At 64.8% G+C, this 26,616-nt stretch carries 27 protein-coding genes; 8 read left to right on the forward strand and 19 right to left on the reverse strand.

Annotated elements, in window-relative coordinates; genetic code table 11:
• Positions 1 to 129 precede the first annotated feature (129 nt).
• Positions 130 to 846 carry a copper chaperone PCu(A)C gene (locus ACYX7E_RS01825; RefSeq protein WP_462078822.1) on the reverse strand — a complete coding sequence of 239 codons (717 nt, stop codon included), beginning with the start codon at positions 844 to 846 and terminating at the stop codon, positions 130 to 132.
• A gap of 322 nt (positions 847 to 1,168) precedes the next feature.
• Between ACYX7E_RS01825 and ACYX7E_RS01830 the strand changes: the two genes are divergently transcribed.
• Both ACYX7E_RS01830 and ACYX7E_RS01835 read left to right on the forward strand, forming a co-directional pair.
• Complete coding sequence (locus ACYX7E_RS01830) at positions 1,169 to 1,753, forward strand: SCO family protein (RefSeq protein WP_462078823.1); 585 nt, start codon at positions 1,169 to 1,171, stop codon at positions 1,751 to 1,753.
• A gap of 139 nt (positions 1,754 to 1,892) precedes the next feature.
• On the forward strand, positions 1,893 to 2,519 hold the full coding sequence (locus ACYX7E_RS01835) for a LysE family translocator (protein ID WP_462078824.1): 627 nt from the start codon (positions 1,893 to 1,895) through the stop codon (positions 2,517 to 2,519).
• Between the two features lie 73 nt (positions 2,520 to 2,592).
• Here ACYX7E_RS01835 and ACYX7E_RS01840 read toward each other — a convergent pair whose 3' ends face one another.
• Together ACYX7E_RS01840 and ACYX7E_RS01845 are read right to left on the reverse strand one after the other, a co-directional pair.
• Complete coding sequence (locus ACYX7E_RS01840) at positions 2,593 to 4,074, reverse strand: M20/M25/M40 family metallo-hydrolase (RefSeq protein WP_462078825.1); 1,482 nt, start codon at positions 4,072 to 4,074, stop codon at positions 2,593 to 2,595.
• A 212-nt stretch (positions 4,075 to 4,286) separates the two neighbouring features.
• Complete coding sequence (locus ACYX7E_RS01845) at positions 4,287 to 4,958, reverse strand: SDR family oxidoreductase (RefSeq protein ID WP_462078826.1); 672 nt, start codon at positions 4,956 to 4,958, stop codon at positions 4,287 to 4,289.
• A 121-nt stretch (positions 4,959 to 5,079) separates the two neighbouring features.
• Between ACYX7E_RS01845 and ACYX7E_RS01850 the strand changes: the two genes are divergently transcribed.
• Positions 5,080 to 5,952, forward strand: coding sequence for a class I SAM-dependent methyltransferase (locus tag ACYX7E_RS01850; protein ID WP_462078827.1), 873 nt, complete (start codon positions 5,080 to 5,082; stop codon positions 5,950 to 5,952).
• Between the two features lie 18 nt (positions 5,953 to 5,970).
• Here the strand turns inward: ACYX7E_RS01850 and ACYX7E_RS01855 are convergent, their stop codons facing one another.
• Positions 5,971 to 6,198 (reverse strand): hypothetical protein, encoded by a 228-nt coding sequence (locus tag ACYX7E_RS01855; protein WP_462078828.1) that lies wholly within the window; start codon positions 6,196 to 6,198, stop codon positions 5,971 to 5,973.
• A gap of 161 nt (positions 6,199 to 6,359) precedes the next feature.
• On the opposite strand from ACYX7E_RS01855, the gene ACYX7E_RS01860 reads away from it, so the two are divergent.
• Positions 6,360 to 6,536: a DUF1328 family protein gene (locus ACYX7E_RS01860; RefSeq protein WP_462079055.1), complete on the forward strand. Its 177-nt coding sequence runs from the start codon at positions 6,360 to 6,362 to the stop codon at positions 6,534 to 6,536.
• Between the two features lie 223 nt (positions 6,537 to 6,759).
• Here ACYX7E_RS01860 and ACYX7E_RS01865 read toward each other — a convergent pair whose 3' ends face one another.
• The 3 genes from ACYX7E_RS01865 to ACYX7E_RS01875 form a co-directional block, all read right to left on the reverse strand.
• The gene (locus ACYX7E_RS01865; protein ID WP_462078829.1) at positions 6,760 to 7,200 is read right to left on the reverse strand and encodes a PepSY domain-containing protein; all 441 of its coding nucleotides are present in this window, start codon (positions 7,198 to 7,200) and stop codon (positions 6,760 to 6,762) included.
• Positions 7,201 to 7,473: 273 nt separating this feature from the next.
• Complete coding sequence (locus ACYX7E_RS01870; protein ID WP_462078830.1) at positions 7,474 to 7,902, reverse strand: VOC family protein; 429 nt, start codon at positions 7,900 to 7,902, stop codon at positions 7,474 to 7,476.
• 95 nt (positions 7,903 to 7,997) lie between these two features.
• Positions 7,998 to 8,537, reverse strand: a complete 540-nt coding sequence (locus tag ACYX7E_RS01875) for a DUF2058 domain-containing protein (protein ID WP_462078831.1) — start codon at positions 8,535 to 8,537, stop codon at positions 7,998 to 8,000.
• A gap of 240 nt (positions 8,538 to 8,777) precedes the next feature.
• Between ACYX7E_RS01875 and ACYX7E_RS01880 the strand changes: the two genes are divergently transcribed.
• Both ACYX7E_RS01880 and ACYX7E_RS01885 read left to right on the forward strand, forming a co-directional pair.
• Positions 8,778 to 9,734 carry a GAF domain-containing protein gene (locus ACYX7E_RS01880; RefSeq protein WP_462078832.1) on the forward strand — a complete coding sequence of 319 codons (957 nt, stop codon included), beginning with the start codon at positions 8,778 to 8,780 and terminating at the stop codon, positions 9,732 to 9,734.
• 94 nt (positions 9,735 to 9,828) lie between these two features.
• Positions 9,829 to 10,227 carry a barstar family protein gene (locus tag ACYX7E_RS01885; RefSeq protein WP_462078833.1) on the forward strand — a complete coding sequence of 133 codons (399 nt, stop codon included), beginning with the start codon at positions 9,829 to 9,831 and terminating at the stop codon, positions 10,225 to 10,227.
• Positions 10,228 to 10,368: 141 nt separating this feature from the next.
• Here ACYX7E_RS01885 and ACYX7E_RS01890 read toward each other — a convergent pair whose 3' ends face one another.
• From ACYX7E_RS01890 to ACYX7E_RS01905, 4 genes are all read right to left on the reverse strand, one after another.
• Complete coding sequence (locus tag ACYX7E_RS01890; protein WP_462078834.1) at positions 10,369 to 11,076, reverse strand: outer membrane protein; 708 nt, start codon at positions 11,074 to 11,076, stop codon at positions 10,369 to 10,371.
• Positions 11,077 to 11,377: 301 nt separating this feature from the next.
• On the reverse strand, positions 11,378 to 12,307 hold the full coding sequence (locus tag ACYX7E_RS01895; RefSeq protein WP_462078835.1) for a hypothetical protein: 930 nt from the start codon (positions 12,305 to 12,307) through the stop codon (positions 11,378 to 11,380).
• Positions 12,294 to 12,638, reverse strand: coding sequence for a PadR family transcriptional regulator (locus ACYX7E_RS01900; RefSeq protein ID WP_462078836.1), 345 nt, complete (start codon positions 12,636 to 12,638; stop codon positions 12,294 to 12,296). The genes ACYX7E_RS01895 and ACYX7E_RS01900 overlap by 14 nt, the downstream gene beginning before the upstream one ends.
• 136 nt (positions 12,639 to 12,774) lie before the next feature.
• Positions 12,775 to 13,923: an MBL fold metallo-hydrolase gene (locus ACYX7E_RS01905; protein WP_462078837.1), complete on the reverse strand. Its 1,149-nt coding sequence runs from the start codon at positions 13,921 to 13,923 to the stop codon at positions 12,775 to 12,777.
• A gap of 96 nt (positions 13,924 to 14,019) precedes the next feature.
• On the opposite strand from ACYX7E_RS01905, the gene ACYX7E_RS01910 reads away from it, so the two are divergent.
• Positions 14,020 to 14,637, forward strand: a complete 618-nt coding sequence (locus ACYX7E_RS01910) for a TetR/AcrR family transcriptional regulator (protein WP_462078838.1) — start codon at positions 14,020 to 14,022, stop codon at positions 14,635 to 14,637.
• Between the two features lie 175 nt (positions 14,638 to 14,812).
• Here the strand turns inward: ACYX7E_RS01910 and ACYX7E_RS01915 are convergent, their stop codons facing one another.
• From ACYX7E_RS01915 to ACYX7E_RS01935, 5 genes are all read right to left on the reverse strand, one after another.
• The gene (locus tag ACYX7E_RS01915) at positions 14,813 to 16,222 is read right to left on the reverse strand and encodes an MFS transporter (RefSeq protein ID WP_462078839.1); all 1,410 of its coding nucleotides are present in this window, start codon (positions 16,220 to 16,222) and stop codon (positions 14,813 to 14,815) included.
• Positions 16,223 to 16,372: 150 nt separating this feature from the next.
• Positions 16,373 to 18,514 carry an FtsX-like permease family protein gene (locus tag ACYX7E_RS01920; RefSeq protein WP_462078840.1) on the reverse strand — a complete coding sequence of 714 codons (2,142 nt, stop codon included), beginning with the start codon at positions 18,512 to 18,514 and terminating at the stop codon, positions 16,373 to 16,375.
• Complete coding sequence (locus ACYX7E_RS01925; protein ID WP_462078841.1) at positions 18,514 to 19,194, reverse strand: ABC transporter ATP-binding protein; 681 nt, start codon at positions 19,192 to 19,194, stop codon at positions 18,514 to 18,516. The genes ACYX7E_RS01920 and ACYX7E_RS01925 overlap by 1 nt, the downstream gene beginning before the upstream one ends.
• Positions 19,191 to 19,712, reverse strand: coding sequence for a PadR family transcriptional regulator (locus ACYX7E_RS01930; RefSeq protein ID WP_462078842.1), 522 nt, complete (start codon positions 19,710 to 19,712; stop codon positions 19,191 to 19,193). The genes ACYX7E_RS01925 and ACYX7E_RS01930 overlap by 4 nt, the downstream gene beginning before the upstream one ends.
• Before the next feature lie 129 nt (positions 19,713 to 19,841).
• The gene (locus ACYX7E_RS01935) at positions 19,842 to 20,492 is read right to left on the reverse strand and encodes an XAC0095 family protein (protein ID WP_462078843.1); all 651 of its coding nucleotides are present in this window, start codon (positions 20,490 to 20,492) and stop codon (positions 19,842 to 19,844) included.
• A 283-nt stretch (positions 20,493 to 20,775) separates the two neighbouring features.
• On the opposite strand from ACYX7E_RS01935, the gene ACYX7E_RS01940 reads away from it, so the two are divergent.
• On the forward strand, positions 20,776 to 21,150 hold the full coding sequence (locus tag ACYX7E_RS01940) for a helix-turn-helix transcriptional regulator (RefSeq protein ID WP_462078844.1): 375 nt from the start codon (positions 20,776 to 20,778) through the stop codon (positions 21,148 to 21,150).
• Positions 21,151 to 21,254: 104 nt separating this feature from the next.
• Here the strand turns inward: ACYX7E_RS01940 and ACYX7E_RS01945 are convergent, their stop codons facing one another.
• From ACYX7E_RS01945 to ACYX7E_RS01955, 3 genes are all read right to left on the reverse strand, one after another.
• Positions 21,255 to 21,947 carry an XAC0095 family protein gene (locus ACYX7E_RS01945; protein ID WP_462078845.1) on the reverse strand — a complete coding sequence of 231 codons (693 nt, stop codon included), beginning with the start codon at positions 21,945 to 21,947 and terminating at the stop codon, positions 21,255 to 21,257.
• A 645-nt stretch (positions 21,948 to 22,592) separates the two neighbouring features.
• Positions 22,593 to 24,431, reverse strand: a complete 1,839-nt coding sequence (locus ACYX7E_RS01950) for a UvrD-helicase domain-containing protein (protein ID WP_462078846.1) — start codon at positions 24,429 to 24,431, stop codon at positions 22,593 to 22,595.
• Between the two features lies 1 nt (position 24,432).
• Entirely contained in the window at positions 24,433 to 26,601 is a 2,169-nt protein-coding gene (locus ACYX7E_RS01955; RefSeq protein WP_462078847.1) for an ATP-dependent nuclease, read from the reverse strand.
• Positions 26,602 to 26,616: the final 15 nt, after the last annotated feature.

Raw genomic sequence — 26,616 nt, forward strand, 5'->3', positions numbered from 1 at the left:
TGCGCTTGCATGCAGGCGCGGTCTTGAATCCACGCAAGGCCGCACAGCTCGCGCCGCGCTCTATACGGCGCCCTCAATGCGACGTACTCAATGCGGCGCCCTCCCTGCGCCAGCATCCCTGCGCGGACCTCAATGCTTGTCGTGGGCAGCGTGTTCCGAGGCGGCAGGCGCGGTGGCCGGCGTGGTGGCCGGATCGCCATGCCCGGCATGTGCATCGTGCGCGGCGGCATCCGCATCCGGCACGTCCTGCGGCGCAGGATCGCCATGGTCGCCGTGCTGCGCATCGTCAGGGTGCCCATCGTCAGGGCCGGCAGCTGCGCTGCCGGTCAACGGACGCACTTCCAGCAGCACGGTCTGCGCCGGGGCGGTCGCAAAGCGCAACCTCGCCTCCACGCTCGAGCCCACCGCCAGCGATGCGCGCGGATTGATCAGCATCATGTGCACGCCACCCGGCGCCAGTGTGGTCTGCGTGCTCGCCTTCAATGCCAGGCCGTCGCCGAGTTCGCGCATCTGCATCATGCCATTCTCCATGCGCATGTCATGCAGCTCGACGCGCTCCGCCGCAGCGGTATCGACGCCGACCAGGCGATCGTCGCTGCCGCTGGCGTTGGCGATCGTCAGGTAGGCGCCGGCCACCGCCGCGCCCGGGGGCGGCAGGCGGATCCAGGCGTCGCTGACCTGCAGGCCTTCGCCCTGAACGGCGTTGCCCTGGCCCACGGATGCATCCGCATCCTCGGGTGCCGGGCCGGAACAGGCCGACACCGCCACCAGCAACGCCAGCGCCAAGGACGGCCCCATCCACCTGCGCAGCGGCGAGGACCTTTCCAGGTGCATGTCCAGGTTCATGTCGAAACTCCTGCCGCAATCGGCATCGATGGAAAGCAGCGTCGATGATACGCATGCCTCCGCGCCGCGGCCTGCGACGACATGTCGCAGGGCCGCCGACGGGGCCGCGGCTACCATGGACCGGTCGCCTCCGCACGCCCTGCCATCGCACATCCCTCCCTCGGTGCGAGGCCGGGCGCGCCGGCGACGCCCTGTCGATCCCGGGGATTGCCCACGTGTCCTGCCCACGTCCTTGAAGCGCCCAATCGCCCTGCTGCCTGCGTTCGCGCAACGCGCTGCCATGCGGCATGTCGCGCGGAATGCGGGCGTGCGGCTGGTTGGCATGATCCTCACCGCCCTGCTGCTGGCCGGCTGCGGCTCGCGCGAGCAGGGCCCGTTCCATGGCATCGACCTGCGCGGCGAGTCCTGGGGTCGCGGCCTCGCCCTGCCCGACCTCGAAGGCCGGCCGCGTTCGCTGGCCGACTTCCAGGGCCGCTATGCGCTGCTGACATTCGGCTATACCCATTGCCCGGAAGTCTGCCCCTTGAGTCTGCTGAAGACGGCGCAGGCCCGTCGCGGCCTCGGCGCGGACGCGCAACGCCTGCAGCTGCTGTTCGTCACCGTCGATCCCGAGCGCGATACGCCGCAGGTGCTGACGCCTTATGTCGCCGCATTCGATCCCGGCATCGTCGCGCTGCGGGGCGACCTCGAGCAGACCCGACGCGCCGCCAACAGTTTCCGCGCCACGTTCCGCAAGGTGCCCAACGCCAACGGCTACGCGATGGACCACACGATGCTGATCTACCTGATCGGTCCGGACCAGCAGCTGCGGCTGGCGTTCCGCCACGACGAGACCCCCGAACGCATGCTGGCCGACCTGCGCAAGGTGATGGCGCTGGACGCCACCGGCTCGCCTCCGCTCCGCTAGCGGGGCACACGGATCGACCCGCGCGTCGCGCCCGGGTATGGACGCGCGCCTGCAGGGTCCGATGCATCCGGCGGGCGCCCGCCGTATGCTGCACGCCTTGCCGCGCCTCCGGCTGGCGCGGATCGGCCGAGATCAATCGATGACCCTCAATACCTGGTGGCTGTTCTGCGTCGCGGTGTTCCTGCTGTCGGGCACGCCCGGCCCGAACATGCTGCATGTGCTGTCGCGCAGCATCCGCTTTGGCGTGCGCCGCAGCCTGGCGACGATGGCCGGCTGCATGAGCGCGCTGGTGCTGGTGCTGATGGCCTCGGCCGGTGGGCTCAGCGCGTTGCTGCTGGCTGCGCCCACCGTGTTCGACGTGGTGCGCTATCTCGGCGTGGCCTACCTGATCTACCTCGGCATCCGCGCCTGGCGCGGCGACGACGCACCGTTCGATGTCGGCACCGGCACGCTGACCGCGCAGATGTCGGGCTGGGCGCTGTTCCGTGGCGGCTTCGTCATCGGCATCAGCAATCCCAAACTGCTGCTGTTCGCCGCGGCCTTTTTGCCGCAGTTCGTCAACCACGGCCAGCCGCAGGCACAGCAGTACGCGATCCTGATCGCAACCTTCGCCGCAGTCGAAGCCTTCTGGTATCTCGCCTACGCGTTCGGCGGCCGCAAGCTGGCGCTGCACCTGACGCGGCCGGCACTCAAGCGCGCGTTCAACCGCCTGACCGGCGGCATCTTCGCCGGCTTCGGGCTCGCACTGCTGCGGGTCCGGCCGTAACCGCGCCGCGGCCGACGCCATACCGGCGCATCGATGGATGCGCCGGTATGCGGGACGATCGCGGTCTTGCGCCTTACTCGGCGCTGACGTCCTTGACCAGGCGGTACAGGAACTCCTGGCCTTCGTAGAACGACTGCACCGGCACGCGCTCGTTCATGCCGTGCGCGCCGGTCTCGTCGTAGAACAGGCCGGTGACGCCGTAGGCAGGCACCCCGCGCATGCGGAAATACTTGCTGTCGGTCGCGCCGGCACCCATCGTCGGCACCACCGGCACGCCGGGCCACATCTGCTCGGTGACGCGGGTGATCGCCGTCAGCACCTGGCCTTCGACCGGCGACGGCGGGCTCGGCGTCGCCTCGCCGCTGATCGTGACCTTGACCGCATCGTCGGCGATGATCTTGCGCAACTGCGCCAACACGAACTCGGGCTCCTCGTCGGGCACCAGCCGGCAATTGACGTTCGCAGTCGCGCGTTGCGGCAATGCGTTCTCGGCATGACCGCCCTGCAGCAGCGTCGGCACGCAGGTCGTGCGGATCGTCGCATTGTTGCCCGGGTCCTTCGACAGGTGCGCGATCGCCGCGGTGTCCTGGTCGTTGGCCACCAGTGCCGTCATCTGCTTGCCGTCCTCGCCACCGACCAGGTCGGCGGTACGGCGCAGGTATTCGCGGCTGACCGGATTGAGCTTGACCGGCAGGAACGTCGTCGAGATCCGGCTCAGCGCCACGCCGAGCCGGCGGATCGGATTGTCCTCGCGCGGGCGCGAGCTGTGACCGCCCGGATCGGTGACTTCCAGCGTGTAGTTCAGGAATTTCTTCTCGGCCGCCTGCACCTGGTTGCTGACCCGCCGGCCGTCGCTGGCAAGCTTGCCGCCGCCACCTTCGTTGAACACGAACGCGGCATCGACGAGCTGCGGATGCTCGCGCAGCAGCATGTCGACGCCGTTGGGCTCGCCGGTCTCTTCCTCGGTGGTCAGCGCGACGACGATGCCGCGGCGCGGCACGAAGCCTTCCTGCTTCATCCGGATCAGGTTGGCGATGTAGATCGCGGCTTCATCCTTGTCGTCGGCGACGCCGCGGCCGTAGAACGCGCCATTGCGCTCGATCAGCTCGAACGGCGGCAGCGTCCAGTCCTCGCGGTTGGCGTCGACCACATCGATATGCGCCAGCAGCAACAACGGCTTCAGCGACGCATCGCTGCCCGCCAGCTTGACGACCAGGTTGCCGCGTTCGGGCAGGTCCGGCGCGGTCACCACCTGCACGTCGGACTCGGCAAAGCCGGCCGCCAGCAGGCGCGCGCGCACCGCTTCCGACGCACGGGTCGTGCTGCCCTTGCTCAGCGTGGTGTCGATAGCGACCATCTCGGCCAGCAGCGAACGCGCGAGCTGCTGGTACTGCTCCGGCGACACCGGCGCAGGCTTGCCGGTCGGCAGGGTCAGCGCGAGCGGATCGCGATGTTCGCTCGGCGGCGGCGCCGCGGTGGCCGCAGGCGTGGCCGTCGCGTCGGGGGCGGCCGCCTCGGTGGGCGCCTCCGGCGCGGGCTTGCTGCACGCACTCATCCACACCGCCGCGATGCACAACGCCAAAGCGCGTACCCGCGGTCCCGTCACAGCTGTCTGCCCTTGTCGCATGTTGCCGATGCCCTGTTGCCATGGCGCGATGGAGCGGGCTGCGCCGATACCCGGCACACCGGCTCGCAGGCAGGCGTGAGCGCAGGTTATAGCACCGCGCATCGCCCAACGGCCAGCCAAGGCAACACCGGGCGGGCCGGCTACCAGGGCAGCGAGGTGCCGTTGGCGTGCCAGAACGCGCCACTGTCGGTCAGCGTCAGGCTGTCGATGCGGTCGATCAGGCCGCGTGCGGATTCGTCCGGGCTGACATCGCCCTGGTTGTCGACCATATCGGTGGCGACATAGCCCGGGTGCAACAGCACCACCGCGATGCCGCGCGGCCGCAGGTCGTTGGCCAGTGACTTGCCGACCGCATTGACCGCTGCCTTCGACGCCCGATAACCGTAATAGGCGCCCGAGGTGTTGTCGGCGATCGAGCCCATGCGGCTGGTGGTGATGGCCACCTTCGCGCCATCGCGCAGATGGCCGAGCACCGCTTCGGCCACCCGCAGCGGACCCAGCGTGTTGACCTCGAACTGCTCGCGGATCGTCGCGATCGCATTGGCGCCGAGTTCGCCCAGGTGCTCGTTGCGGAAAATGCCGGCGTTCAGCACCAGCACGTCGATGCGCGCGTCGCCAAGGCGCTGGCGCAGACCGGCGACGGCAGCATCGTCGGCGACATCGATTCCCGCCTCGACACGCGCACCGGTGGCATCGAGCTCGGCGCTGGACTGCCGGCAGACCGCGATGACCTCGTCGCCGCGCTGGCGGAAGCGCCGGGTCAAGGCCAGGCCGATGCCGCGATTGGCACCCGTGATCAGGATCGTCGACATGGGAGTGTTCCAGGCAAGGGAGTCTCCTGACATTGGGGCCTTCGCGGCGCGATCAAGCGGCGGCTGGCGCGCCGGCGCCGCGCGCTACACGCACGCCTGCCGCCAAGCTGCGCGGGTTACGATGCTGCGCCTCCTCTCGATGCCATCGCCCGTGCCCCATTACCCCGGCCCCCTGCTGACCCGCCAGACCGCCCAGGCACTCGCCGCTGCGCGCGATCGCGGCGAGGCCACGTGGACGGGCTCGCTGGACCTGGGCCGCACGACCGGTACCGCCGGGATCGGCGCCGGGCACTGGCAATGGCAGGACCAGCCCTACCCCTATCCCGGCAAGCTCAAGGACCGCACGATCCATTACTGGGACGGCGAGGGCTTCACCCAGGCCTCCCGCTTCGGCAGCGCGCTGTTCAAGCTGGTACCGACCGACTGGGGCGCCCCGACATTCGAGATCGATGGCATCAAGATGCTGCCGACCGCACAGATCTCGCCATTCGAGGATGCGCGCCGCAAGGTCGCGCTGGTCGATCCGCGCGGCAAGCAGGTGCTCGACACCTGCGGCGGCCTCGGCTACTTCGCCGCCTGCGCGCTCGAGGCCGGCGTCGCCCGCATGCAGTCGTTCGAGAAGAACGATGAAGTGCTGTGGCTGCGTACACTCAATCCCTGGTCGCCCGATCCCGACGCCGACAGCGCCGGTGGACGCCTGCAACTGCAGCAGGCCGATGCCTCGGTCGCGATCGCCACGCTGGCCGACGCCTCGTTCGACGCGATCCTGCACGACCCGCCGCGCTTCGGCATTGCCGGCGAACTGTATTCGCTGGTGTTCTACCAGCACCTCGCGCGCGTCCTGCGCAAGGGCGGCAAGCTGTTCCACTACACCGGCAGCCCCAACAAGCTGACCAGTGGTCGCGACGTGCCACGCGAAGTCGCGCGTCGCCTCGACAAGGCCGGATTCAAGTCGCAGCTCGTCCTCGACGGCGTGCTGGGCGTGCGCCAATAACGCAGGCCACCTGCGGCTTCAGGCCACCACCGGCACCACCCGTTCAATGTCGACCTTTTCGGCGCAGGCCGGGCACTGGGTCGAGAACGTCATCCGACGCGTCGGCCTGCGCCGTCCCGTGATGATCTCGAGGCAGACCTGGTAGAGGTCGAACAACTCCTCCTGGCCCAGGTTGCGTGCATTGTCGCGGTTGCTGACGACGGAAAACAGCGCGGTGGCGGCAGCGTATTCGACTTCTGTGGTCATCATCGTCTCCGATCATGGCGTGGCGGCATGCCCGCGCAGGATTTGCACGACGATACTTCACGCAGGCGCCACCCGTCCCGGCGTAGATTTCCGGCTGCCGCAGCATCTTGGAACGCGCGCACCGGAACCGCATCCGCGTGACCGGAACGAAGGAGAACGACATGATCAAATGGGCCATCATTTTTGCCGTCATCGCCCTGGTTGCCGGCGCACTCGGCTTTGGCGGAATCGCAGGCGGCGCCATGGGCATCGCCAAGTTCCTGTTCTTCGCAGCGATCATCATTGCCGCGATCTTCCTGATCCTCGGCCTGACCGCCGCCAAGAAACTCAGCAGTTGACGTCGGACTGATCGGTATCTGACTTCGATCCGAGCAGGATCGGCCGCAGACCGCCGGCCGCGCCGTCGCCATGCAAGGCGATGGCGCGGCCGTTCGTATTGGAGACGGCAAAAAGCTCACCGCCAACGCCGACATTCGCAGCCCCAACGTATTCCCCAAAAAAAGGGCGCCGGGTTTCCCCGGCGCCCGTGGCCTCCGTGCGCTACTGCTGCGCTTGCACGCCTCAGTCCTTTTCCTTGCCGACGATCCGACCGGTGTTGGGATCCAGCAGCACCTCGACCTTCTTGCCCGCGGCATCGTTGCCCTCGGCCTTCCACATGCCGTCGTCGAACTTGACGTCATGGACATCGGTATAGCCTTCAGTCGACAGCTTCGCGCGGACATCGGCCTCGCTGAGCGTCGTCACGTTCTTGTCGGGATAGATCTCGCCGGTCTTAGGATCGATACGCAGGTCGACGCTCTTGCCATCGGCGCTTTTCGCATCGACTTCCCAGACGCCGTTCTTGAACTCGATGTCATGGACATCCGTATAGCCCTGCGCTTCCAGCTGCGCGCGTACCTGCGGCGAGGTCAGGCCCTGCGCATCCTGTGCAAGCGCAGTTCCGGCGGCAACCGTCAGGCCCATGGCCAACAGGGTCATCTTCAGGCGGTTCGTGCGTGTCATGTTCGCTCCATGTTGCAGTCGCGTGGGGTTCCACGTTGGCAAGGATCCTAATGATCCCGTTGCAAGCCCAAGTGAATTCCGACACCTGCACCCGGCAGGAGGACGGTGCGATTCATCGACGTGCCCGCCGCGTGAATGCATGTCCTCGCAGGCGCGACAACCGCCGTTCACCGACGGCATTGATCGCATCGATGCTGCCAATGTCGTCGTATTGCGTCATGCGATCGCACCCTTACGGCAACGCCCCGGGCACCCGCGACGCGACTTCGCCCGCTAGAACGTCACTTTCACCGATGCCGCGCTGCGCCTGGCCTCGCCGTGATACACCGCCTCGATGTTGTTGCCGTCCGGATCGAGTACGAAGGCCCCGTAATAACCCGGATGATAGGGTCGCTCACCCGGCGCGCCATGGTCGCGTCCGCCATGCGCCAATGCCGCTGCGTGGAAGGCATCGACCCGCTCGCGACTCGCGGCCTGGAACGCCAGGTGATGGCGCCCGGTCAACTCGCCCTGCGCCGCCTCGCTGTCGGCCGTCGAGACGAACAGCTCATCGGCCCAGAAGTAGTCCTGCTCGCTGCCCCCCATCGGCACGCCCAGCACCTCGAACACCGCACTGTAGAAGCGCCGACTGGCCTCGATGTCGCCGACGACCAGCTGCAGATGGTCGATCAGCCTGCCGCGATGCAGTTCCTGGGTCTCCATGACGCGTCTCCGTCGGGGGGGAAGCCGACGGTATAGGGCAATGCATGTTCAGGGGATGTCGAGGTTGGATCGCGGCGTCGCGAGGCGCATCACGCTTACCAGATCAGGTCGTCCGGCACCTTGAACTGGCTGTAGTACTCGTCGTCGTCGGCATCGCTGGACGGCGCCGCATTGCGCGCATGGTTGACGACGATCATCGTGGCATCGCGCGCTTCGACCTTGTCGGCCGCCGCCTGCGGAATGATCGCGTAGCGCTGGTCGTGGCGGGCGATCGCCAGGCTGCCCTTGGCGAGCTGGCCGCGCACGGCCTCGGTCACCAGCAGACTGCGGATCGCATTGCCGTCGGTAAAGCGGTACTCGACCTCACCCTCGGTCGGCAGCTTGTTCTGCTCGACGATCTGTCGCGCCTGCGCGCGCAACTCCTGCGCGCGCACCTGCGCGTTGCGCTCGGCGGCCAGCGCACGGTCTCGCTCGACGCGCTCCTGGCGCAGGCGCTCGGCATCGGCCTGCTCGTCCTTGGGCGGTGGCGGCGCCTTGCCCTGGCGTTGCTTGATTTGCTCGCGTGCGATCTGGTCGACCTTGGATTTCTTGGCCAGGCCGGCTTTGAGCAATTGTTCCTGCAGGGCGTTGCGCATGGGTCGCGGAGGCTTGTCGGTTGGAGGCCAGGGACGTGCAGGCAATGCCGATGCACGTCGTATGCGGGCATCGTACAACGCATGCCCGCCCGCCGCGAAGAATCCGGCGCGATCGCGGATCAAGGTCATTGCCCCGCCGCCGCGACGGGACGTGGGCAACACGTCACGGCTGGTGCCGGGACAACCCGCCGTTTACATCTGTGCTGTCAAAATCCTGGCTCCGACCATCGCGAGGTCCCCATGACGAACCCGACGGCGACGCCCCACGACGAAGCCACGCGCCAGCGCGCGCTGGACCGCTACCACGTCCTCGACAGCCTGCCTGAAGCGGCGTACGACGACATCGTGCAACTGGCGTCATCGTTGTGCGGCACCCCGACCGCGCTGATCACGCTGATCGACCGCGACCGCCAGTGGTTCAAGGCCAAGACCGGCTTTGACGGCACCGAAACCAGCCGCAGCATCGCCGTCTGCGATCATGCGATCCGCGTGCCCGACCAGTTGATGGAAATCCCCGACCTCAGCCAGGACGTACGCTTCTCGGCCAACCCCTACGTCAATGGCGAAGCCGGCGCCGCACGCTTCTACGCCAGCATGCCGCTGGTGACGCCCGAAGGCGCCGCCATCGGCACGGTCTGCGTGCTCGATGCGCAACCGCGTGAACTCGATGACGCACAGCGCAACGCCCTCGCGTCGCTGGCGCGCCTGACGATGACACTGCTGGAAGCCCGTGCACGCGAACGCGCGCTCGAGCACGAGAACTTCATCGCCCACACCGCCGCGAGCCTGGTGGAAGCCGAGTCGCAAGCGAACACGCGCGCAGCCAACGGCGCGGGGTATCTACTGGTGCTGATCGAACTGCAGGACCACGCCGGTACCGTCAGCCGCCTCGGCGAGCGCGCGACCGACAAACTGCTGCAACGGCTGGACGACGTCCTGGAGCAGACCCTGGCCGCCGGAGACGACGCCATCACCCGCAGCAGCGGCAGCGCCGAGTTCGTCGCGGTCCTGCATGGCGAACATGCCCCGCAGACGCTGGAACTGCTGCGCGCCGCCATCGCCCATGAAGCCGACCCGCAGGGATTGCAGTTCCTGTACGGCGTCGCCCATGGCAACACCTCGGAATCCACGGCCGCGGTCTTCCTGCGCGCAGATGCCGATCTGATCGATTGCAGAACAACCGAACCGCAACACTGAAAGCAGGCGCGGAAGCAGGTCACCCGCATCGCCTGCTTCCGCGCATAGAACACAGGCGTTCTGGCCGAATGCACACTGTCCATTCAAACTCGGCATGACCACCAGGAAGACACTGGCCCTTCACGGCGATCGCATCCACGACATCGCGTCGTTCTACGACGAGATCAATCGTGTGCTGATGGTCGGCGAGGACTGGTCGCTCGCTCCCAATCTCGATGCGCTGGATGACCTACTGTACGGAAGCTACGGCGTGATCAAGGGCAACGAACCTGTCGTGTTGGCCTGGCATGACTTCGAGCGCAGCCGCGAAGCTCTCGGCCTCCATGCCACCCGCCAGTTGCATCTGCACAAGCTTCAGCAGCCACAGCGCTACGACACCTCCCGTATCCAGGACAGTCTTGCCAGACTCGATGCGGGAGATGGAGAGACCTATTTCGACATCGTGCTCGGCATCATCGCCAACCATCCGAATATCGAACTGGTGACGTGCTAGCGGTCCGGCGAGTCACGCGCACCATCGCTGGATGGACTGTGTCATCAGATCCGCCCCATGAAGACGGGCGCCCGAAGGCGCCCGCATGGTGTCGCTGACGTGGAGCATCAGCCGCGACACGAAGGAACCAGGCGGCTCCCGTCAGAACGCGTATTCCGCCGTCAGCCCGAGCAGTGCGGTCGAACGCTTCGGGCCTTCGAACTCGGCACCGCTGACCGGGTCACGCACGTCGCCGGACTTGGCGCGGAAATAGTCGTAATGCAGGCCGACGCTGAAGTTCTCGGTCGCGTTCCAGCCGGTGCCGACGCCGGCATACCAGCTGTTGCGGCCGTCACTGCCGCCGCTTTCGAGGCCGAGGTTCTGGCCGACCGAGTTGTAGTAATCGACGTTGTTGTCGGACGCACGGAAGTAGCCGCCTCGCGCACCGATGTACCACGCCGGATTGACGTTGACGCGCGCGTTCGCGCCGACCAGCCAGCCACGCAGCGCGTTGGTGTCTTCGCGCTGATTCACCGGATCGCTGTTGAACGCATTGCGCACGACGAGGTTGCCCAGGTCGGCGTAGCCACCTTCGATGCCCACGCCCCATGACGGCGCGACCTTCCAGCGGTAACCGCCGACGAGACCGTAACCGGTCTTGCGACCGTCTCGACCTTCGAAGACATTGAAATCACCGGTGCCGAAACGGCCGGCCGTGCCGCCATCGGTACGACCGAGGCTGCCGGCGACAAAGGCATTGCCCTCGCCAACCTGCTTGTCGGGACGATAGTTGTCGCCACCACTCTGCGCGAACGCCAGCGGCGCGAACAATGAAGCCGCGAACGCGGCGCAAATAAGGGTCTTGGTCATGGGGATCTTCCTTTCTTCTGTGTGTGACGTCTCGCCAAAGGGCGTGCGACATCTCGGTCAGGAAGACGAATCCACCGGTTCCGAATGCATCGCACCGGCGCAGTAAAGCGTTTACAAGCTGAAGCTCATGCAAACCTTCACGATGCACGCACATCGAATTAACGAACGGGTTCAAGCCACGTTCAAGCAAACAAACCGGTTCAAACAAAGCGTCGGTGCTCAGCGTCGCCCTTCTTGCGTCGCGCTAGACAGTCGACGCTGCCACGCGTCTGCTCGCACGCATCTTGTGATCGGCGAAGGCTTACGACACGCCTGCACCCGTCGCCGTCGGCGCCGGCTGGATATGCATCCATTCGCGATACGCGTAATAGAGACCGAACAACACCATCATGCCGCCGACGCCCATGAAGATCGGCGCGGCCACCGCGTTCGCAGCGGCAGACACGAAGACGCTGGACGAAGGCGCACCATCGAGACCACGCGGCGCGGCATGCGCCACAAGCATCACGCCAAGCGCCAGGTTCACCGCCACGTCCGCACGCCGCCACCAGGTCGGCTGGCCTCCGAGCACCCACGCGATGCCATGCTGCAGCGCCATGGCGATCAGCAGCGCCAGCGTCAGCGCGCGTTGCCAACTGCCCGCAAACGCCGCCGACAGCGTCAGCCCGTCCACCGGCACTGCGGCTGGCAGCCACAGGCCGGCAAACGTCACCGGCGCGGCATACATGAAGACCGGGAACACCAGGATCCCGACCAACGCCAATGCCGACAGACTGCGCGGCATCCATTCCGGACCATGCGTGGGCTTCCATGCAAACCTGCCGGGTCGGCGTCGGCGCCACCAGCCCGCCAACGCGAAACACAGCAGCAGGATGCCCAACCACTGCAGCGCCGTGGCGTCGAAATCGACATCACGATGACCCGTCAATACATGCACGGCGAGCACCACGAGGCCGCCCAGCGCCCAGATCAGGAAGTGGTGGGTGTCGGCGGCCTCGATCAATGCCGGCCGCGCGTGATAGCGCTGCGCCGCGTCGGCCGGTCGACCGAAGTCCTTCAGCAAGGCCATCGCCATCGCGGTGTCCGGCGCATGGCCGGCCCCCTGCGCGCGTGCCGCCAGCTCCTCGTCCAGCAAGGCGCGCAACTCGAACGCCACATCGGCGCGCCGTTCGCGCGGCAGGCAGCCTGCGACATCGCGCACATAGGATTCGACAACGTCATTCACGTTCATCCGCCCCTCCGTCCAGAAACGCCCCGATCACCCTGACCTGGTCGCGCCAGGCCTCGCTCAGCGCGGCATAGGCCTGCGCGCCTTCGGTACTGAGCCGGTAGTAGCGGCGCGGAGGCGCATGGGCGGTATCCCAATCGCTGGCCAACAGGCCCTGGCTCTCCAGCCGGCGCAGCAAGGGATACAGCGTGCCCTCCTCGACCGGCATGCCACCCTCGACCAGCGCCTGCTTCAGCGAGTAGCCGTATTGCGGCACCTGCAGCCGCGACAGCACGGCCAGCACCAGCACCCCGCGTCGCAGCTCGGTCAGTCCCGTGTTGTCCCGCTCTACCATGCGCCACCTAATACTGTTTTGCGCACAGTAGGCGCAAGGGTACTACTGTGTCAAGCACAGTAATCCCGGATTGAGTGCCCGGTCTGACGGCTTGAGTCGACTGCCCGGTCGACGGCTCGAGTCGACAGCTCCGGCGCTAGTCGCGCCACCAGGCGGTGGTGGGCTGGGGCGCGCTCAGATCCACGCGCTCGCCCATCCGGGGTGTCGACAGGGCGACGCCGCGCGCGGTCGCCAGGGCGCTGATCCGTTCGAACGGGTCGTCCCAGGCATGCATCGCCAGGTCAAAGGTGCCGTTGTGGACCGGCAGCAGCCAGCGTGCGCCCAGGTCCTGATGCGCCTGCAGGGTCTGCTCGGGGAGCATATGCACGAAGGCCCAGCGCGGGTCGTAGGCGCCGGTCTCGACCATCGCGACGTCGAACGGCCCGAAGCGACGGCCGATCTCGGCAAAACCGTCGAAATAGCCGGTGTCGCCACTGAAGAACAGGCGCAGGCCGCGATCGTCTTCCGCGGCCGGCGGATCGACGATGACCCACGACGCCCACAGCGTGCGGTCACTGTCGAACAGGCCGCGCCCGGAAAAATGCTGTGCCGGCGTTGCGGTGAACCGCAGGCCGTCGAGGTCGACGTGCTGCCACCAGTCGAACTGGCGCACCTTGGCCGCCGGCACGCCCCAGGCGATGAGGCGGTCGCCTACGCCCAACGGCGTCAGGAAGACCTCGGCGCGTTCGGCCAAGCGCACCACGGTCTCACGGTCCAGGTGGTCGTAGTGGTCATGCGACAGCAGCACGCCCCGCAGCGGCGGCAGGTCGTCGAGCGCGATCGGCGGCGCGTGGAAGCGCTTCGGCCCGGCCCACTGCACCGGGGACGCGCGCTCGGCAAACACCGGATCGGTGATCCAGAACCCGCCACGCAGCTTCAGCAGCAGCGTCGAATGGCCGAGCCGGAACAGGCTGCGGTCGGGCGCGGCATCGAGGTCGGCGCGAGTCAGCGGCAAGACCTGCGGCGCAGTCGCCGGCACGGTGCCGTCGGGCTTGTTGAAGAAGAAATCCCAGAAGATCTTGACGGTCTTCCCAAAGCCCACCGCCGGACGCGGCAGCGCATTGCGGAACCGCCCTTCCGTGGATTGCGGCGAAGCCGCGTAGTCGGCCAGGGCATGGTTGGTGCGGACAAAGGACAGCAGGCAGGCACTCACGATGAGGACTCCGAGGAAGAGGACGGACAGCACCAGCGGTCGACGCAGCAGGCGGCGACGGGGCCGCGGGGAAGGAACAGGCTTGGGGTGCATGGGCAGGGATCGACTGTGGGGCTCGAGGGAAGGAACTACACCGTGCAGTGTAGTTACAGGAATCGAAAAGTAAACCCCCGGGTGTAGAATTCAGGCATGTCCCTGCCTGCTGCCCCGCCGACCCGCCTGACCGACCGCAAGCACGCGGCGATCCTGGAAGCCGCAGTGGCCGAATTCCGCGCCTCCGGCTACGAGGCCACCAGCATGGACCGCATCGCGGCGCGTGCCGGGGTGTCCAAGCGCACCGTCTACAACCACTTCCCGGGCAAGGAAGCGCTGTTCACGCGGATCCTCGAGGAAATGCTCGACCGCGGCATCGCCGGCCCCGACCTCGCCTACCGCGCCGATCGCCCGCTGCGCCCACAGCTGATGGAGCTGGTCGGGCAGAAGCTGCGATTGCTCGACGACGTGCATTTCGTCGACCTTGCCCGCGTCGCGATCGCCGCCGGCATCCATTCGCCGGAACTCGCACGCGAGATGCTCGCCCGCCTCGGCGACCGCGAGGAAGGCCTGACCACCTGGGTGCGCGCCGCCACCGCCGACGGTCGACTGAAGACCGACGACCCGGTGTTCGCCGCCATGCAGCTGCAGGGCCTCATCAAAGGCTTCGCGTTCTGGCCTCAGCTGTCGATGGGCCAACCCACGCTCAGCCCCGAGCGCCAACAGCAGGTCGGCGCGTCGGCCGTGGACATGTTTCTCGCCTACTACGGCTAGAGGGACAGCCGCAGCGGCCACCACAGCGGCAACAGAACCGCCGCCATCGTGGCCTGTTGCACAGCAGTCTAGAGAAAGGCGACGCGGACCCCTGAAACAGAAGCGTCAGTAGGTGCGTGTTTGTTGCCTCGAAGCGCGGCCCTCGCTTCGACCGCAGCATTCGTCGTGCTCGCGTTTAGCGCTTCTCCTGCACGCGGCGTGCGACCAGCACCGACAACAGCACCAGTCCGATGGGCGCGATGAAGCAGGCCATGTAGGCGGCGCGTTCGGACTGCGTCAGCAGGAAGGCGAACAGCGACCCCGACACGGCCAGCGTCGTCGCCACCGCGATCGCCTCGCTCAGGTGCAACGCCGAGGTGTTGCGTCCCTGCTGCTCCGGCGTGGACAGCGCCAGGGTCAGTACCGACAGGCTCGGATACACCAGGCCCATGCCCAGGCCGGTCACTGCCCAGGCCATGATCGCCAGCCATACCGGCTGCGTCGTCAGCACCAGCGCCGATCCCGTGATGCCGACGACCATCAAACCGACACCGGTGACGATCAGGCCGGAGCGCGACCAACCGCGCGTGTGGTTGCCCTGGTACCAGGAACCGCTGCACCAGCCGAGTGCACCGATGCCAAGCGCCAGGCCCGCGTGCCACGGCGACAGGCCGCGATGATGCGACAGCAACAGCGGCAGGAAGGCCTCGCAGCCGAAGAAGGCCGCCGCCGCAAGTCCGCGAAGGACGATGACGCTGGATAACCCACGGCCCAGCCGCAGCGTGCCGGCAGGCAGCAGGCGCCACGTACACAGCAGCAACAGCGCCAAGCCCGGCAGCAACCACAGCAGTGCATCGAGCGCCCGCTGCTGTCCGCCGAGATACAGCAACAGGATGCCCGTCGCCGAGCCGATCGCCCAATACACACGCTGGTGGTCCTGCGCCAACGACGGCGTACCGGTCAGCCCACGCAAGGTGGGACGCAGCAGCAGTCCTGCCGGGATCGCGAGCAGCGGCACGCTCAGGAAGACCCAGCGCCAACCGACGTGCTCGACGATCAGTCCACTCAAGGCCGGCCAGACCAGCGATGGCACGATCCAGCCGGTCGAGAACGCAGCGAACATCCGCGGCCGCAGCGCCTCCGGATAAAGCCGCCCGACAATCACGTACAGCGCCACCGAGTACGCCCCCGCGCCCAGCCCCTGCAACAGGCGGCCCACGATCAGCGTGGGCATCTGCCGGGCCAGCCCGGCCACCAGCAGTCCCAGCACGAAGCAGGCCAGGCCCGCATACAGCGCCGGCCCCGGGCCGCGGCGGTCGCTCCAACTCCCGGCGAGCGTCATGCCGATCACGCTGGTCGCCAGCGTGCCGCCGAAGGCCAGCGCGTACAGACGCAGCCCATCCAGTTCCAGCGCCACCGTCGGCATCGCGGTCGCCACCGCCAGCGCCTCGAACGCGCCCAAGGCCACCAGCACCACCATGCCGATCGTGGCCATGCGGTAGCGCGGCCCGAGGATCGAGAGCGACGCGTCCGCGCGCGGGGTCGGAATGGCAGGCAAGGCGTCGCCGACACAGGCACCGCTGGAGTCTTCGCTGGAGATCGTCATCTGGGGTGCTGCTTGCGGCTACGGGGGATCGGGCCGACGAGGATGCGGCCTTAAGCCCGGTTGAGGTCAAGGACGGCAAGGGGCGACGATGCGGACAGGCGGCGTCGCCATCGGCATTCATCGCCGCGCACGTCGACGCTGCCCAAGGGCCTAATCGAAGTGCAACGTCTGGCGATCCAGCAAGCGATAGGCGGCCCGCCTGCTCATCAGCAGAAGGGCGAGCACGCCAAGGAGGCCGGCTCCAACAAAATAGAAGTAGCGCGGGTCCGGCATGCCGATGCCGATCGTGTCGCTGAGCGCATGCACGATGAGATAGGCCGAGACACCGCCCGAGACGACAGACAAGGCAAGGACTGCCGCCAGGGGAACCGTCGCTTCAAGCAGCACGATGCGATCGAGCATGCTTGCCGGCATCCCGGCCAGCCGGAGCAGGCCAAACACACGCTTCCGATCCATGATCGAACCCAGCGTTGAGAGTACGAGCGACAGCCCCGCGATCAGTATCGTGACCAGGGCGCCGTTGTACGCAACGAAGGACAACTCCTTCAGCACCCTGTTGGCGCCGAGCAGGCTGGCTTCCGTCCGCAGCAGCGGCGCAATGGTCCATGTCGTCCCCGTCTGCAGGTACGTTCGCGCAAGCTCGAGCGTGCGCGGCGCCCCGCGGGTGACCGCAATCAATACCCGAGGCGCCAACGTCCCTGCGTCCACGGACACTTGCCTGGGTGCAAGCACGCCTTCACGGCTCGCTGAAGCGAACGTCGACAGGTTCACCTGGTAATAGGCGGCCGCCGCAAGGGGCGTGCTGACACCAAGCTGCGCCAGATCGCTGCCGGAAAAAATGAATTCATTGCCCGTGCCCGGTGCCTCGAAGCCCACGACCTGCAGCGAACTGCCAGGAATCGTCTCGGGCACGCGCGAGTGCTCGGCGAGCAGGACGAGCAATGCCTCTGTCGGCAAGCGATCGGGTACATCTTCGACGAGGAAACGGCTGGAGACACCGCTGCTGGCGACGGCGAACACCGTCACCATGAACACGCCCACCACCAGACCGCTGACCGAGCGGAACGAGGCCACCGGCGCCTGCGCGATGCGATTGGCCACCATCACGCCCGCAGCGGTTTGCGTCCGCCGAGCGACCACGCGACCCGCGATTGCCGTCAGCCACGGCCCCATCCAGACCACACCGAACGACGTGATGGCAAACCCGGACAGGAACAGCACCAGCGCCGCTTCCCTGGAGAGGGAGGGCCCCAGCCCGCCCGGTCCGCACAAGGCGATCATGCACAGTCCCGCGGGCAATAGCGTCGCGCGATGCCAACGGACAGACGGCTCGGCCATCGCCCGCGTTGGACCGAGGGGACCGATGCCCGCCCTCCAGGTGCTGATGGCACTCACCAGCGTGGACGACGCCATCACCATCAACGCCAGCAACAGCGTGGCGACCGGGCCCACGTCGAGATCCGATGGATAGAACTGCGTGCCAGCGAGTTCGAATCGCGCCACCAGCGGCCGCACGACCCGTGCCGCGCCAATGCCGAGTGCGGCGCCGGCGGTGCTGACCAGCAGCATTTCCAGGCCCGCCACCAGGCCGTTCTGCTTCGACGTGGCCCCAATGAGACGCAAGGTCGCAAATGTCTCGCGCCGCGTGGCCGCGCCCAGCCGGGCGGCAATCGTCACGAACAGCAGGACAGGGAACAGGATGCCAATCGCCCCGATCGCGGCGACAGCCTGGAATCCTGTGCTTTCGGTATCCGGTTGCCCCTTCGCAGATGCGGCGACAAGCAGCCACTTGCGCACCCGCATGTCATCGAGCGATTGCCCGGTCACCACGACGAGCGCGTTCGGGCCCTTCAGATGCTCGGGGGCAATGATGCCGACACGTTGCCCGTAACGGTCCCCGAGCATGTCCGAAGGCACCGAATCGACGAGCGCCGCCAGTGCAGGCGATGCAGAGTATTGCCCTGGCGCCGGCCATTCGGGGATGGCAGGCAGCGTCGACACGCTAGCTGCTGGCGCGAAGACATCGAGACGCGCGATTGAACGCCCATCGAACCAGTCCTGCACCTCGGCAAGGACGGCCGTACGACCATCGGCGACCGCATCAGCACCGGCAGCCACGCCAACCGGCCTGACCCAGGCACTGCGCTCCTCGCGGTCGGACAGCGCACTGAAGGCCCCCATCAGCAACATGATCATGGACGTGCCCAGCGCAATGCCGAAGGCTGCGGCCATGAGCCGTCCCATGGCGTGCCGGTTGCCAACAATGGCCAGGCGCAGGAACGCGGGATTCATCATGCGGCCTGCCGCGAGTCCACCGAGACGCGACCGTCGCGGATGATGACCTCGCGGTCGGCATAGGCGGCCATGCGCGGATCGTGGGTCACGACCACCAGGGTGGTTCCCGTCGCCCTGGCCTGGTCGCACAGCAGGGCCATGGTGTCTTCGGCATTCAAGGAATCGAGCGCCCCGGTCGGCTCATCGGCAAACAGCACTTCCGGATGAATCACCAGCGCGCGCGCAACCGCGACCCGCTGCGCCTGTCCGCCAGACAGATGCGCGGGGCGAGCCTCCGCGTACTGCCCGATGCCAAGGCGCTCAAGCCAGGCCATGGCCTCGCGACGCGCGACGTGACGGGCTTTTCCCGCCAGCAGCAGCGGCAGGCACACGTTGTCCAGCGCCGTGAGTTCGGGCAGCAGTTGCCCGAACTGGAACACGAAACCGAACCGTGTCAGCCGCAACCTGCTGCGCTCATCCTCGCTACGGCTTCCGATATCGGTACCCGACAACAGCACGCGCCCACCGTCAGGCGCCAGAATCCCCGCAAGGCAGTGCAACAGCGTGGACTTGCCCGAGCCACTCGGCCCGGTAATGGCCACGATGTCGCCCGGGTCGATCTCCAGGTCGACGCCACGCAGCGCGTGCGTGTTCCCGAGGTGCTTGTTCAATGCTTCCGCGCGCAGGACAGGGGTCATGTGAGTTCGGCTTTCATGGCGTCAAGACGCGCGCTGGTCATCTCGATCCAGCGCAGATCTGCTTCGATGTGGAAAAGAGCGTGGTCATACAGCAGCACATGCAGCAAGTCGGCCTGCTGCTTGGCCTTGGTCAAAACCCGCATTTGCTGCATGTGCCGGGCACGTTGCAGGTCGAGCAGCCGGTCGGCGTCACGCCCGGTCAGCAGCGCGACCACGACCTTGGCAAACAGATTGGATTGCAGCGCTTCCGAGGGCACGTCCGGCGTCGCGATCCAGGTCTCCAGCCTTTGCCTGCCTTCGTCCGTGATCTGGTAGCGCCTGCGATCCGGCCCACCTCCCGCCTCGGTGCCCACTTCGGCGATATAGCCATCGCGGATCATGCGAGCGAGCGTCGCGTACACCTGGCCGAAGGCGAGCGGCTTCTTCAAACCGAAGTAGCGGTCGTACGTGTGCTTCAAGTCGTAGCCGTAGCTTGGCGCCACACAGGCCAGACCCAGCAGGGTCAATGCGTTGTCCATGGGGCCACTATACACTTGGTGTATAGATATGGAATCCCCTGCAATACGCCATGCACAGGCAGGTGCGTGTCGTCGCGACAGGCACCCACCTCCAAAGTCTACGCTGACCCCGGTTTACGCCGGTGCCGGTCAGTGCAGGCGTGCAGCGTCTCCGGGTAGCCCAGGTTCCCACAGCAGCGACACCTGCGCGGGCGCGAGGCCGTAGGTGGCCCGTGCTTCGCGCACACCGCTCGCGGAACGCTTGTCGCGATGCAACGACTGGGTTTCCACCTCGCGGACCAGGTCGCGCACGGCCTGCGCGCCGTCGAAGATCGCGTGGCCGATGACAGGCACCGTGTGATCGACGAATGCGGTCGTCTGCGTTGCCGACACCACGTCGCCATGCGCCGAGAGCAAGGCGCTCAGGTGGTTGAGCGCATCGACCTGGTCCATGGTGACGCCGTAACTGAAATCGTCATCCCCGGTGTCGTCCGCATCCTGCACCCCATCGGCTGCCTCGCCGGGCTCAGGCATATGGGCCGTCTGGGTCGCGTTCCGCTGCCGCGAAGGCGACACCGCCTCCACCACCCGATGGGCCTGTTCCGCCAGAAATTCTAGGCAGACCGCCAGTTCACCCATGGCGATCTCCGGCGCGCCGTCCGCCTCTTCGTCCCACGTGCGCGGCTGCGCAACACGCGACAGGAACCTCATGTGGTCACGCAATTTCCGCAGCCGGAACTCGCCGTCTTCCGTCAGCACGTAGCACGGGGCGCCCAGATCATTCGAATCGAACGTCGACATCATCGTCTCCTCCTTCCTTGAAGTGGCCGCCCGCCGCGACGCGTTGACGGAAGTGAAGAGGTCAGCATGGCAGTTGCCATCGGGTCGCGAAGGCACCACCGCATGCCGTCCTCCTGATCGCTGCATCGCGAGCCCCGCCTGCGCCCGCCGCCAGAAGCGACGTCTTCCACTGCGCTGGCCGCAGGTCTCCGTTCCCGCAACATCGATAGTATCCATAAAAGAGACATCAAAAGTCAACACAATGGAAACGACAGATGTGCCCACGGCACCGAGAATGCCCGCCATGAGCACGACATTCGGCACACGCCTGAAGGCATTCCGCGATGCCCGGGACTGGTCCCAGGAGCGGGTCGGTTTCGAGCTGGATGTCAGCAAGGCCACGGTGTCCAAATGGGAAACCGGGCGCGCACAACCCAACCTGGCCAGCCTGGCCAAGATCCGCCGGCTGTATGCCGCCGATGGACTGTCGCTGGACTACCTGATCGACGACACCTACGCCATCACATCCACGCGCGGCGACACCCGCCGGGTCGGCGAAGGCGCACGCGAGTCCGCAAAGACCGTGCAGACCCGGGACGAGATGACCCTGCTCACCCGCTTCCGCACGGCCTCAGCGGCACGCCGTCGCAGCCTGTTGAACCTGCTGGCGGAAGAGTGAACGAAGCGTTGCCGGGGCTTGCCGCCGGACGCGGGGAACCTCGAGCTTGGCCTGATCGCGTGTAGGGCGGCACGGTCTTTCACCGCGCTGCCCCGCGACCGCACTCAATGCAACTGCGCTGCGCCACTTCCATAGGCAGGACGCGAACGCTGCGCCGCCGCGCGTCTGGACAGGCGTGAAGGCTCATGCCCCACGACGCGGCCGTACAGGGCCGGCATCTCCCGCACCCGCGAACCCGCTTCGACACGCTGCAATGCCACGTCCCGGATGATGTCATGCACCTCATTCGCACCCGCGAAGAGGGCCTCGCCGATCGCAGTGATCGTACTGGTCGCAAAGTCACCGGGGCCGGCCGCCAACAGATCGCCTTGCGCAGCCAACCGTTCGAGCAGACGGTTGATATCGTCCAACTGATCGAGCGTCATGGCGCAGACATACCGCCTGGGAGCCTTAGCTGCCGACGCGCTGAACTCGGCGTCCCCCGCCTGCGCGATCGCGTCGGCATCGCTCGCGTCCTCGGCCTCGCCGTCAGCGGCGGTCGGCGCATCTTTCGCCTCCATGCGCGCCAGCCAGGACACCGTATCGAGTATCCGCTGCACCTCTTCCGCCAGCAGGGCCAGGCCACCGGCCAAGGCAGGCACGTCGGTCCCGTGCGCAGGCGCAACCTCGCCCGCTCCCGGCTCCGGCAGGCGCGACAGCCATGCCATGTGTGCCTGCAACTTGCGCAGCCGGGCCTGCCCGTCCTCGGGCAGGAAATAGCCCTGCACTCCGCGCTCTTCCGTATCGAACTTCGACATCGTCGTCTCCTCCTTCCATGAAGTGCCCGTCCACGCAGGTGGACGGGAAGTCGGGAGGTTAGAAACCGCGTACAGACGGCGGGCGTATTTCCCCGAAGGGTGTTGTATTAGCCGCCCTCCCGACGCAGGCATCGCGTCGGCTCATGCCCGCAGCAACACGGGCACAAAAAACCCACCGGCTTGACGGAGGTGGGAACCGCTGTACGAGGAGTTTCTACGCTCCTTGGCATCGAGTCTGCAATGAGCAGGCGAGGCGGTCAAGCCTGATCGTTGGGAATTCCGGACGTTTCAGCGTAGGACTTTCCCGCGATGTCAGCCTTGATTTGAAGGCTGATGCTACGGCTTGCTGGACAGGTTGGGCACCATGACGCTATGCGGCACTGACCGGGCATGGCCGTAAATGAACCTGACCCCATTATTCTCTTGGCGTCCGCGATCGACATGAAGCAGCACCACACCAGCCACAACCTCGCGCAGGAAGTGATAAAGGAAGCGCGCGAATCGCTGCGCAAGGCGGACTAGCAGCGCGAACTCAAGCTCTAGGAACTCGCGCAGGCCGAGGCCGAATTCCAGGCGCGCCTTCAGCGCTGATTCGCGGGTAAGTGAACCTGACCCCGATTGCCTTTAATAATTACGTTCGTTAATTCAAGCAACGATCTCGATCTGCTCGGCCGCCAGTAGACCATTCGCAATAATCTCGTCGCGCGCAGCCTCTGGATTGGTTGTAAACAACAGCACTCGCAGATCTTGAAGTGCTCGCGAGAAGGAAACATAGGCGAGCTTTCTGCCGCGAGTCTCCTGTCTGTCCGTACCTGCACCTCCCGCAACTCCCGGCGTTAGGAGCTTACTGAAGTTGTAATTATTCCAGGCTGCTTCAATGTCGTCATATACAACTAACACCTTGGAGTATTCCTCACCTTTAACGCCATGCTGAGTGCTGTAAGTTGTGTGGTTGCCGATGAAGGATGCATAGGCAGGAATCTCGCCGGTATCCATCGCGAATAGCGCATCAGCGAGCCAGTCACCCTTCTCCAAACTATGCTGCTCAGAGTCGTATTCCTCGCCACGCGGGGCGCGATCTAAGTGCGCCTGTAGGCGGTCGGTAACTCGGATTAGCTTCTTCTCGGAAGCGAAAAGCAGAATCTCGCCGACCGGCGCGGCATCCCATCGTTTGACAAGTTCGGAGACAATGTCGATCGAAGTTTCGACCATGGAGCGCAGGCTTTTCGCTGCGTTGACGCCGTCCACCGCGAAAGCCGGGCTACTCCGCCTAAGAATGTCGATGATCGCCCGGCTGTCTCCAGAGCGCTGCGCCTCTACAAGTGGCCAGATCGTTTCGGTTAGTGGAGCCAGTAGAGGATGCTCACCGCGCTCAAAGGCATCCTGCGCGCGCGAAGAAGCAAAGGATCCTGAAAATAGCTGATTTAGGCTTGTGAAGCCGATGCGCCGAGCGATCATCTGACGGACCAAAAACAGTTTTGTTATATCGTCGCGGCCGAACCAACCCCATTCCGAAATCGCCTGGTCCAGCTGTGCAAGCGCGCGTTGAATCTGTTTTTCCGAATAGCGTTTGCGCGGTTCCTCCGGCTCTTCGGCCTTTACGAGGCGGAAGACAACACTACCTTCGATCTCTTTGTTGGCGCCGGCGGGAATCTGCTCCACATCCGTGCGGAAACGGTTGAGAAGCCGAATCACGCTTTGGGAGCATCGAAAGTTTTCAACTTTCGTGATCGTCTTGCCATTTGATGGCGGCGCAAACTCCTCCGTGGTCTCTCCATAGATCTGTTGCCAAGGGTCCCCAAAGTAGCCCACTACCGGCAGCCCCTCGCCGCCGCATACCAAGTTCAGCCCTCGAACAATTTCTAGATCGGTATCTTGAGCCTCGTCCACAAATATGTAGGGAAAGCGAAAACCGAGGATCCTGCGAAACGTCAAATTTTCCTTAAGTAGATATGCTGCGATGATTAGAACATCATCATGACTAAGAATGCCCTTGGGATAGTCCCCGTAGACCGCATCTCGGTAATGGAAATGATCTATGTTCTTCAGCGCTGCCAAGTCCTCCACATATCGAGTAGCTTTGGTCCGGGCATCCATGGCGGCTTTGCTCTTCCCGCCGTTGTCCTTAGCTCGCTCCTTCTCAATCAGTTCGGGAAGGCGGCGATTTTCGAGCGCTTGACGAATATCTCTAGGGAATCGACCAATTTGTGCCCACAAGAAGCTATGAAGGGTAGAAACAGCGAATATTTCATCAAAGCCGAGTCGCTCACTGATTACGGCTACGGCCCGTTTGGTGTAAGTGATGCATGCAACACGCTGCCCGTTCTGGCGCAAAGCCTTGCCCCGATGCTGCCGTACCCATTCCAAGGCATCCACTAGTGAAGTGGTCTTGCCGGATCCGGCTCCGGCGATCAAAGCGAAACTGACGTTCGTGTCGAGACATGTTTCGACGTCACGGTCTGCTTGCGTCGCGACCTTTGCCATATCAGATCCCCCCCTGCGGAGCCGCAGGATCGTCGGCGGCCGGCGTAGACGTGAGCTCATCGGTTGCGCCGACGATTTCCGTTTCCGCGGCGGTTATCTGAGGCGAGACGACCGCTTGTTTAAGCTTGGTCTCCAGCCACGACAGGCCTGCTGCGATATAGGCCGGGGTCACCCAGTCGATCTGGCCATCGAGAAGACTCATCGCGAAATCGGTCTTCTTGAAGGCATCTGAGCGGATCCGGTCGTAGATCGTCTGATAAGCGTCTTGCAAATTATCCGGAACTACCTTGCCTATCGTGATCGTTCCTGCTCGCAACAGAGCATAATTTTCATAGGCGAACGCTTCCTCAAGAGTGCGTGGCCGCATCGCAAGTTGATTGCCCTTCTCCTCGACGGCAACGTCGACTTGGAAGGCAATACATCGGTCCTTCTCGGCATTGATCTTCTCATCCGGTGTCATCCCAATCAGCTCAGCGATGGTGGTTTTGCCCAGCATCGTCTTCAGACTGGCGTTTGATGTCTTGGCTTGAATCGTATCGCCGCGACATGCGGCGCCGTTGCCATCCGGCATAACCGAATCCAAATCGGTAATCACGAGATAGGGAATACGCAAAAAAGAGAGCAGGCCCTCGAAGCGGTGCGCATAGGCACCGCCAACTTCCAGGACCGTGAGGTACGATTTCCTCAGCTCCTGTGCGGATTTTTCTATCATCATCGGCAACAGCAGCTTTTCCGCCGCACCCTCGACAAGAATGGCGGCGTCCGCGAAAAATAGATCGCAGTGGGTCAAGCGCAGGTATCGTTTAAGAAACGCAATGGCGTCATCTGTAGACACGGCTTTCCCATCAATGACATCGCCTTCTGGCTGGAACGCGCGCAAGCTTCGTACATCTGAGACATTGCGGATCCCAGTCGGGTTCTCCTCGTTAGGGGCGTAGCAACGTTGAAAATAGCGGACAGTCTCGAAGTCGACTGCGTCGAGGATATGTGAGGAGTGAGTCGTCACAACGAGCTGCGGGACCAATGACGGTTCACCCGACGCATTCGCTGAGTCCTCGATTACTTTCCAAATATTGGTAATGAACGTCTGTTGCACCTGCGCATGCAGATGCACCTCTGGCTCTTCAATAAATACAAGTAGGCATAGCGGCCTGTTGTGGGGAGTCGCCACCCATTGGGAATGAAAGTGTCGGACTTGGACCGCCATGTAGATCAGATTCTTGAAGCCCAATCCGTTGTAAAGCTCCGGCAGCTCGTGCTTGCGTGTTGGATCAACATACAGAAGTTCCGTGTTGCCTTTCAGGGCCGTTTCCGGACTGAGAGACGAGATAATACGCAAGTCCCGATCGTTGACGGAGGGCACACCTAGTCCCTTGATTAAATTGATCAAGGGCGCAAATTGGGTTTTGTAGTGATCGGTTAGCCGCTCGTTGTTCGCGTCGATGACCTTGTGGGCAGCTGCCGCGGGTCCTGCATCCTCCAGATTCTTACGATAGAAAGCAGCAAAAGCCGACGAGAGACGGTTACTGCGGCTGTTATCATCGTCGTTGATATTGCGCTGCGCATCGACGAATTCGACACGGACTAGCTGCTTCAAAAGCCGCCGACCTTCCTCGGGATCAATCGTTGTCACATGGGTTGATGTTTTCCCCTCCTCATCCTCCCGTAATTCCATCGAGGAGATACGCACTGTGGTGCTCCGGGCTAAATTACTGTCCATCGCCAAGTACTGACCGAGGGTCTTGCCACGGACACCATCCTCCCCAGACGGATAGGCCGTGTGGTAAGCCGCTAGCAATTTTGGCGGATCTGCGACACAGAGTGTCAGTCGACAACCAATGCGATTGAGATCGGCGAGATTGGGTAGAAGTGAGAATATCTGGCCATACGCAATAGTGTCGGGATCGATCGAAAACCATAGGTCCAAAGTGATTTCCGGGAGGTGGACTGCCTCGCCAGTGCTGGCGAAGGTTTCGAAATCAGCCATACGCGATACAGAGAAATCGTGGACCCTAAAATCGCGACCACCGAGAAAACAGCGAAAAATCGCTGTTGCTGATGTCTTTCCGCTGTTGTTAGGGCCTACGAATATGGTCTTCTGGCCTTCGACATCGATCTCGACGTCTTCGAGGCGCCGAAAATTTCGAATCGCGACTGAACTGAGCTGCATATCTCCTCCTTTGAG

The sequence above is a fragment of the Luteimonas sp. RIT-PG2_3 genome, from assembly GCF_054902115.1.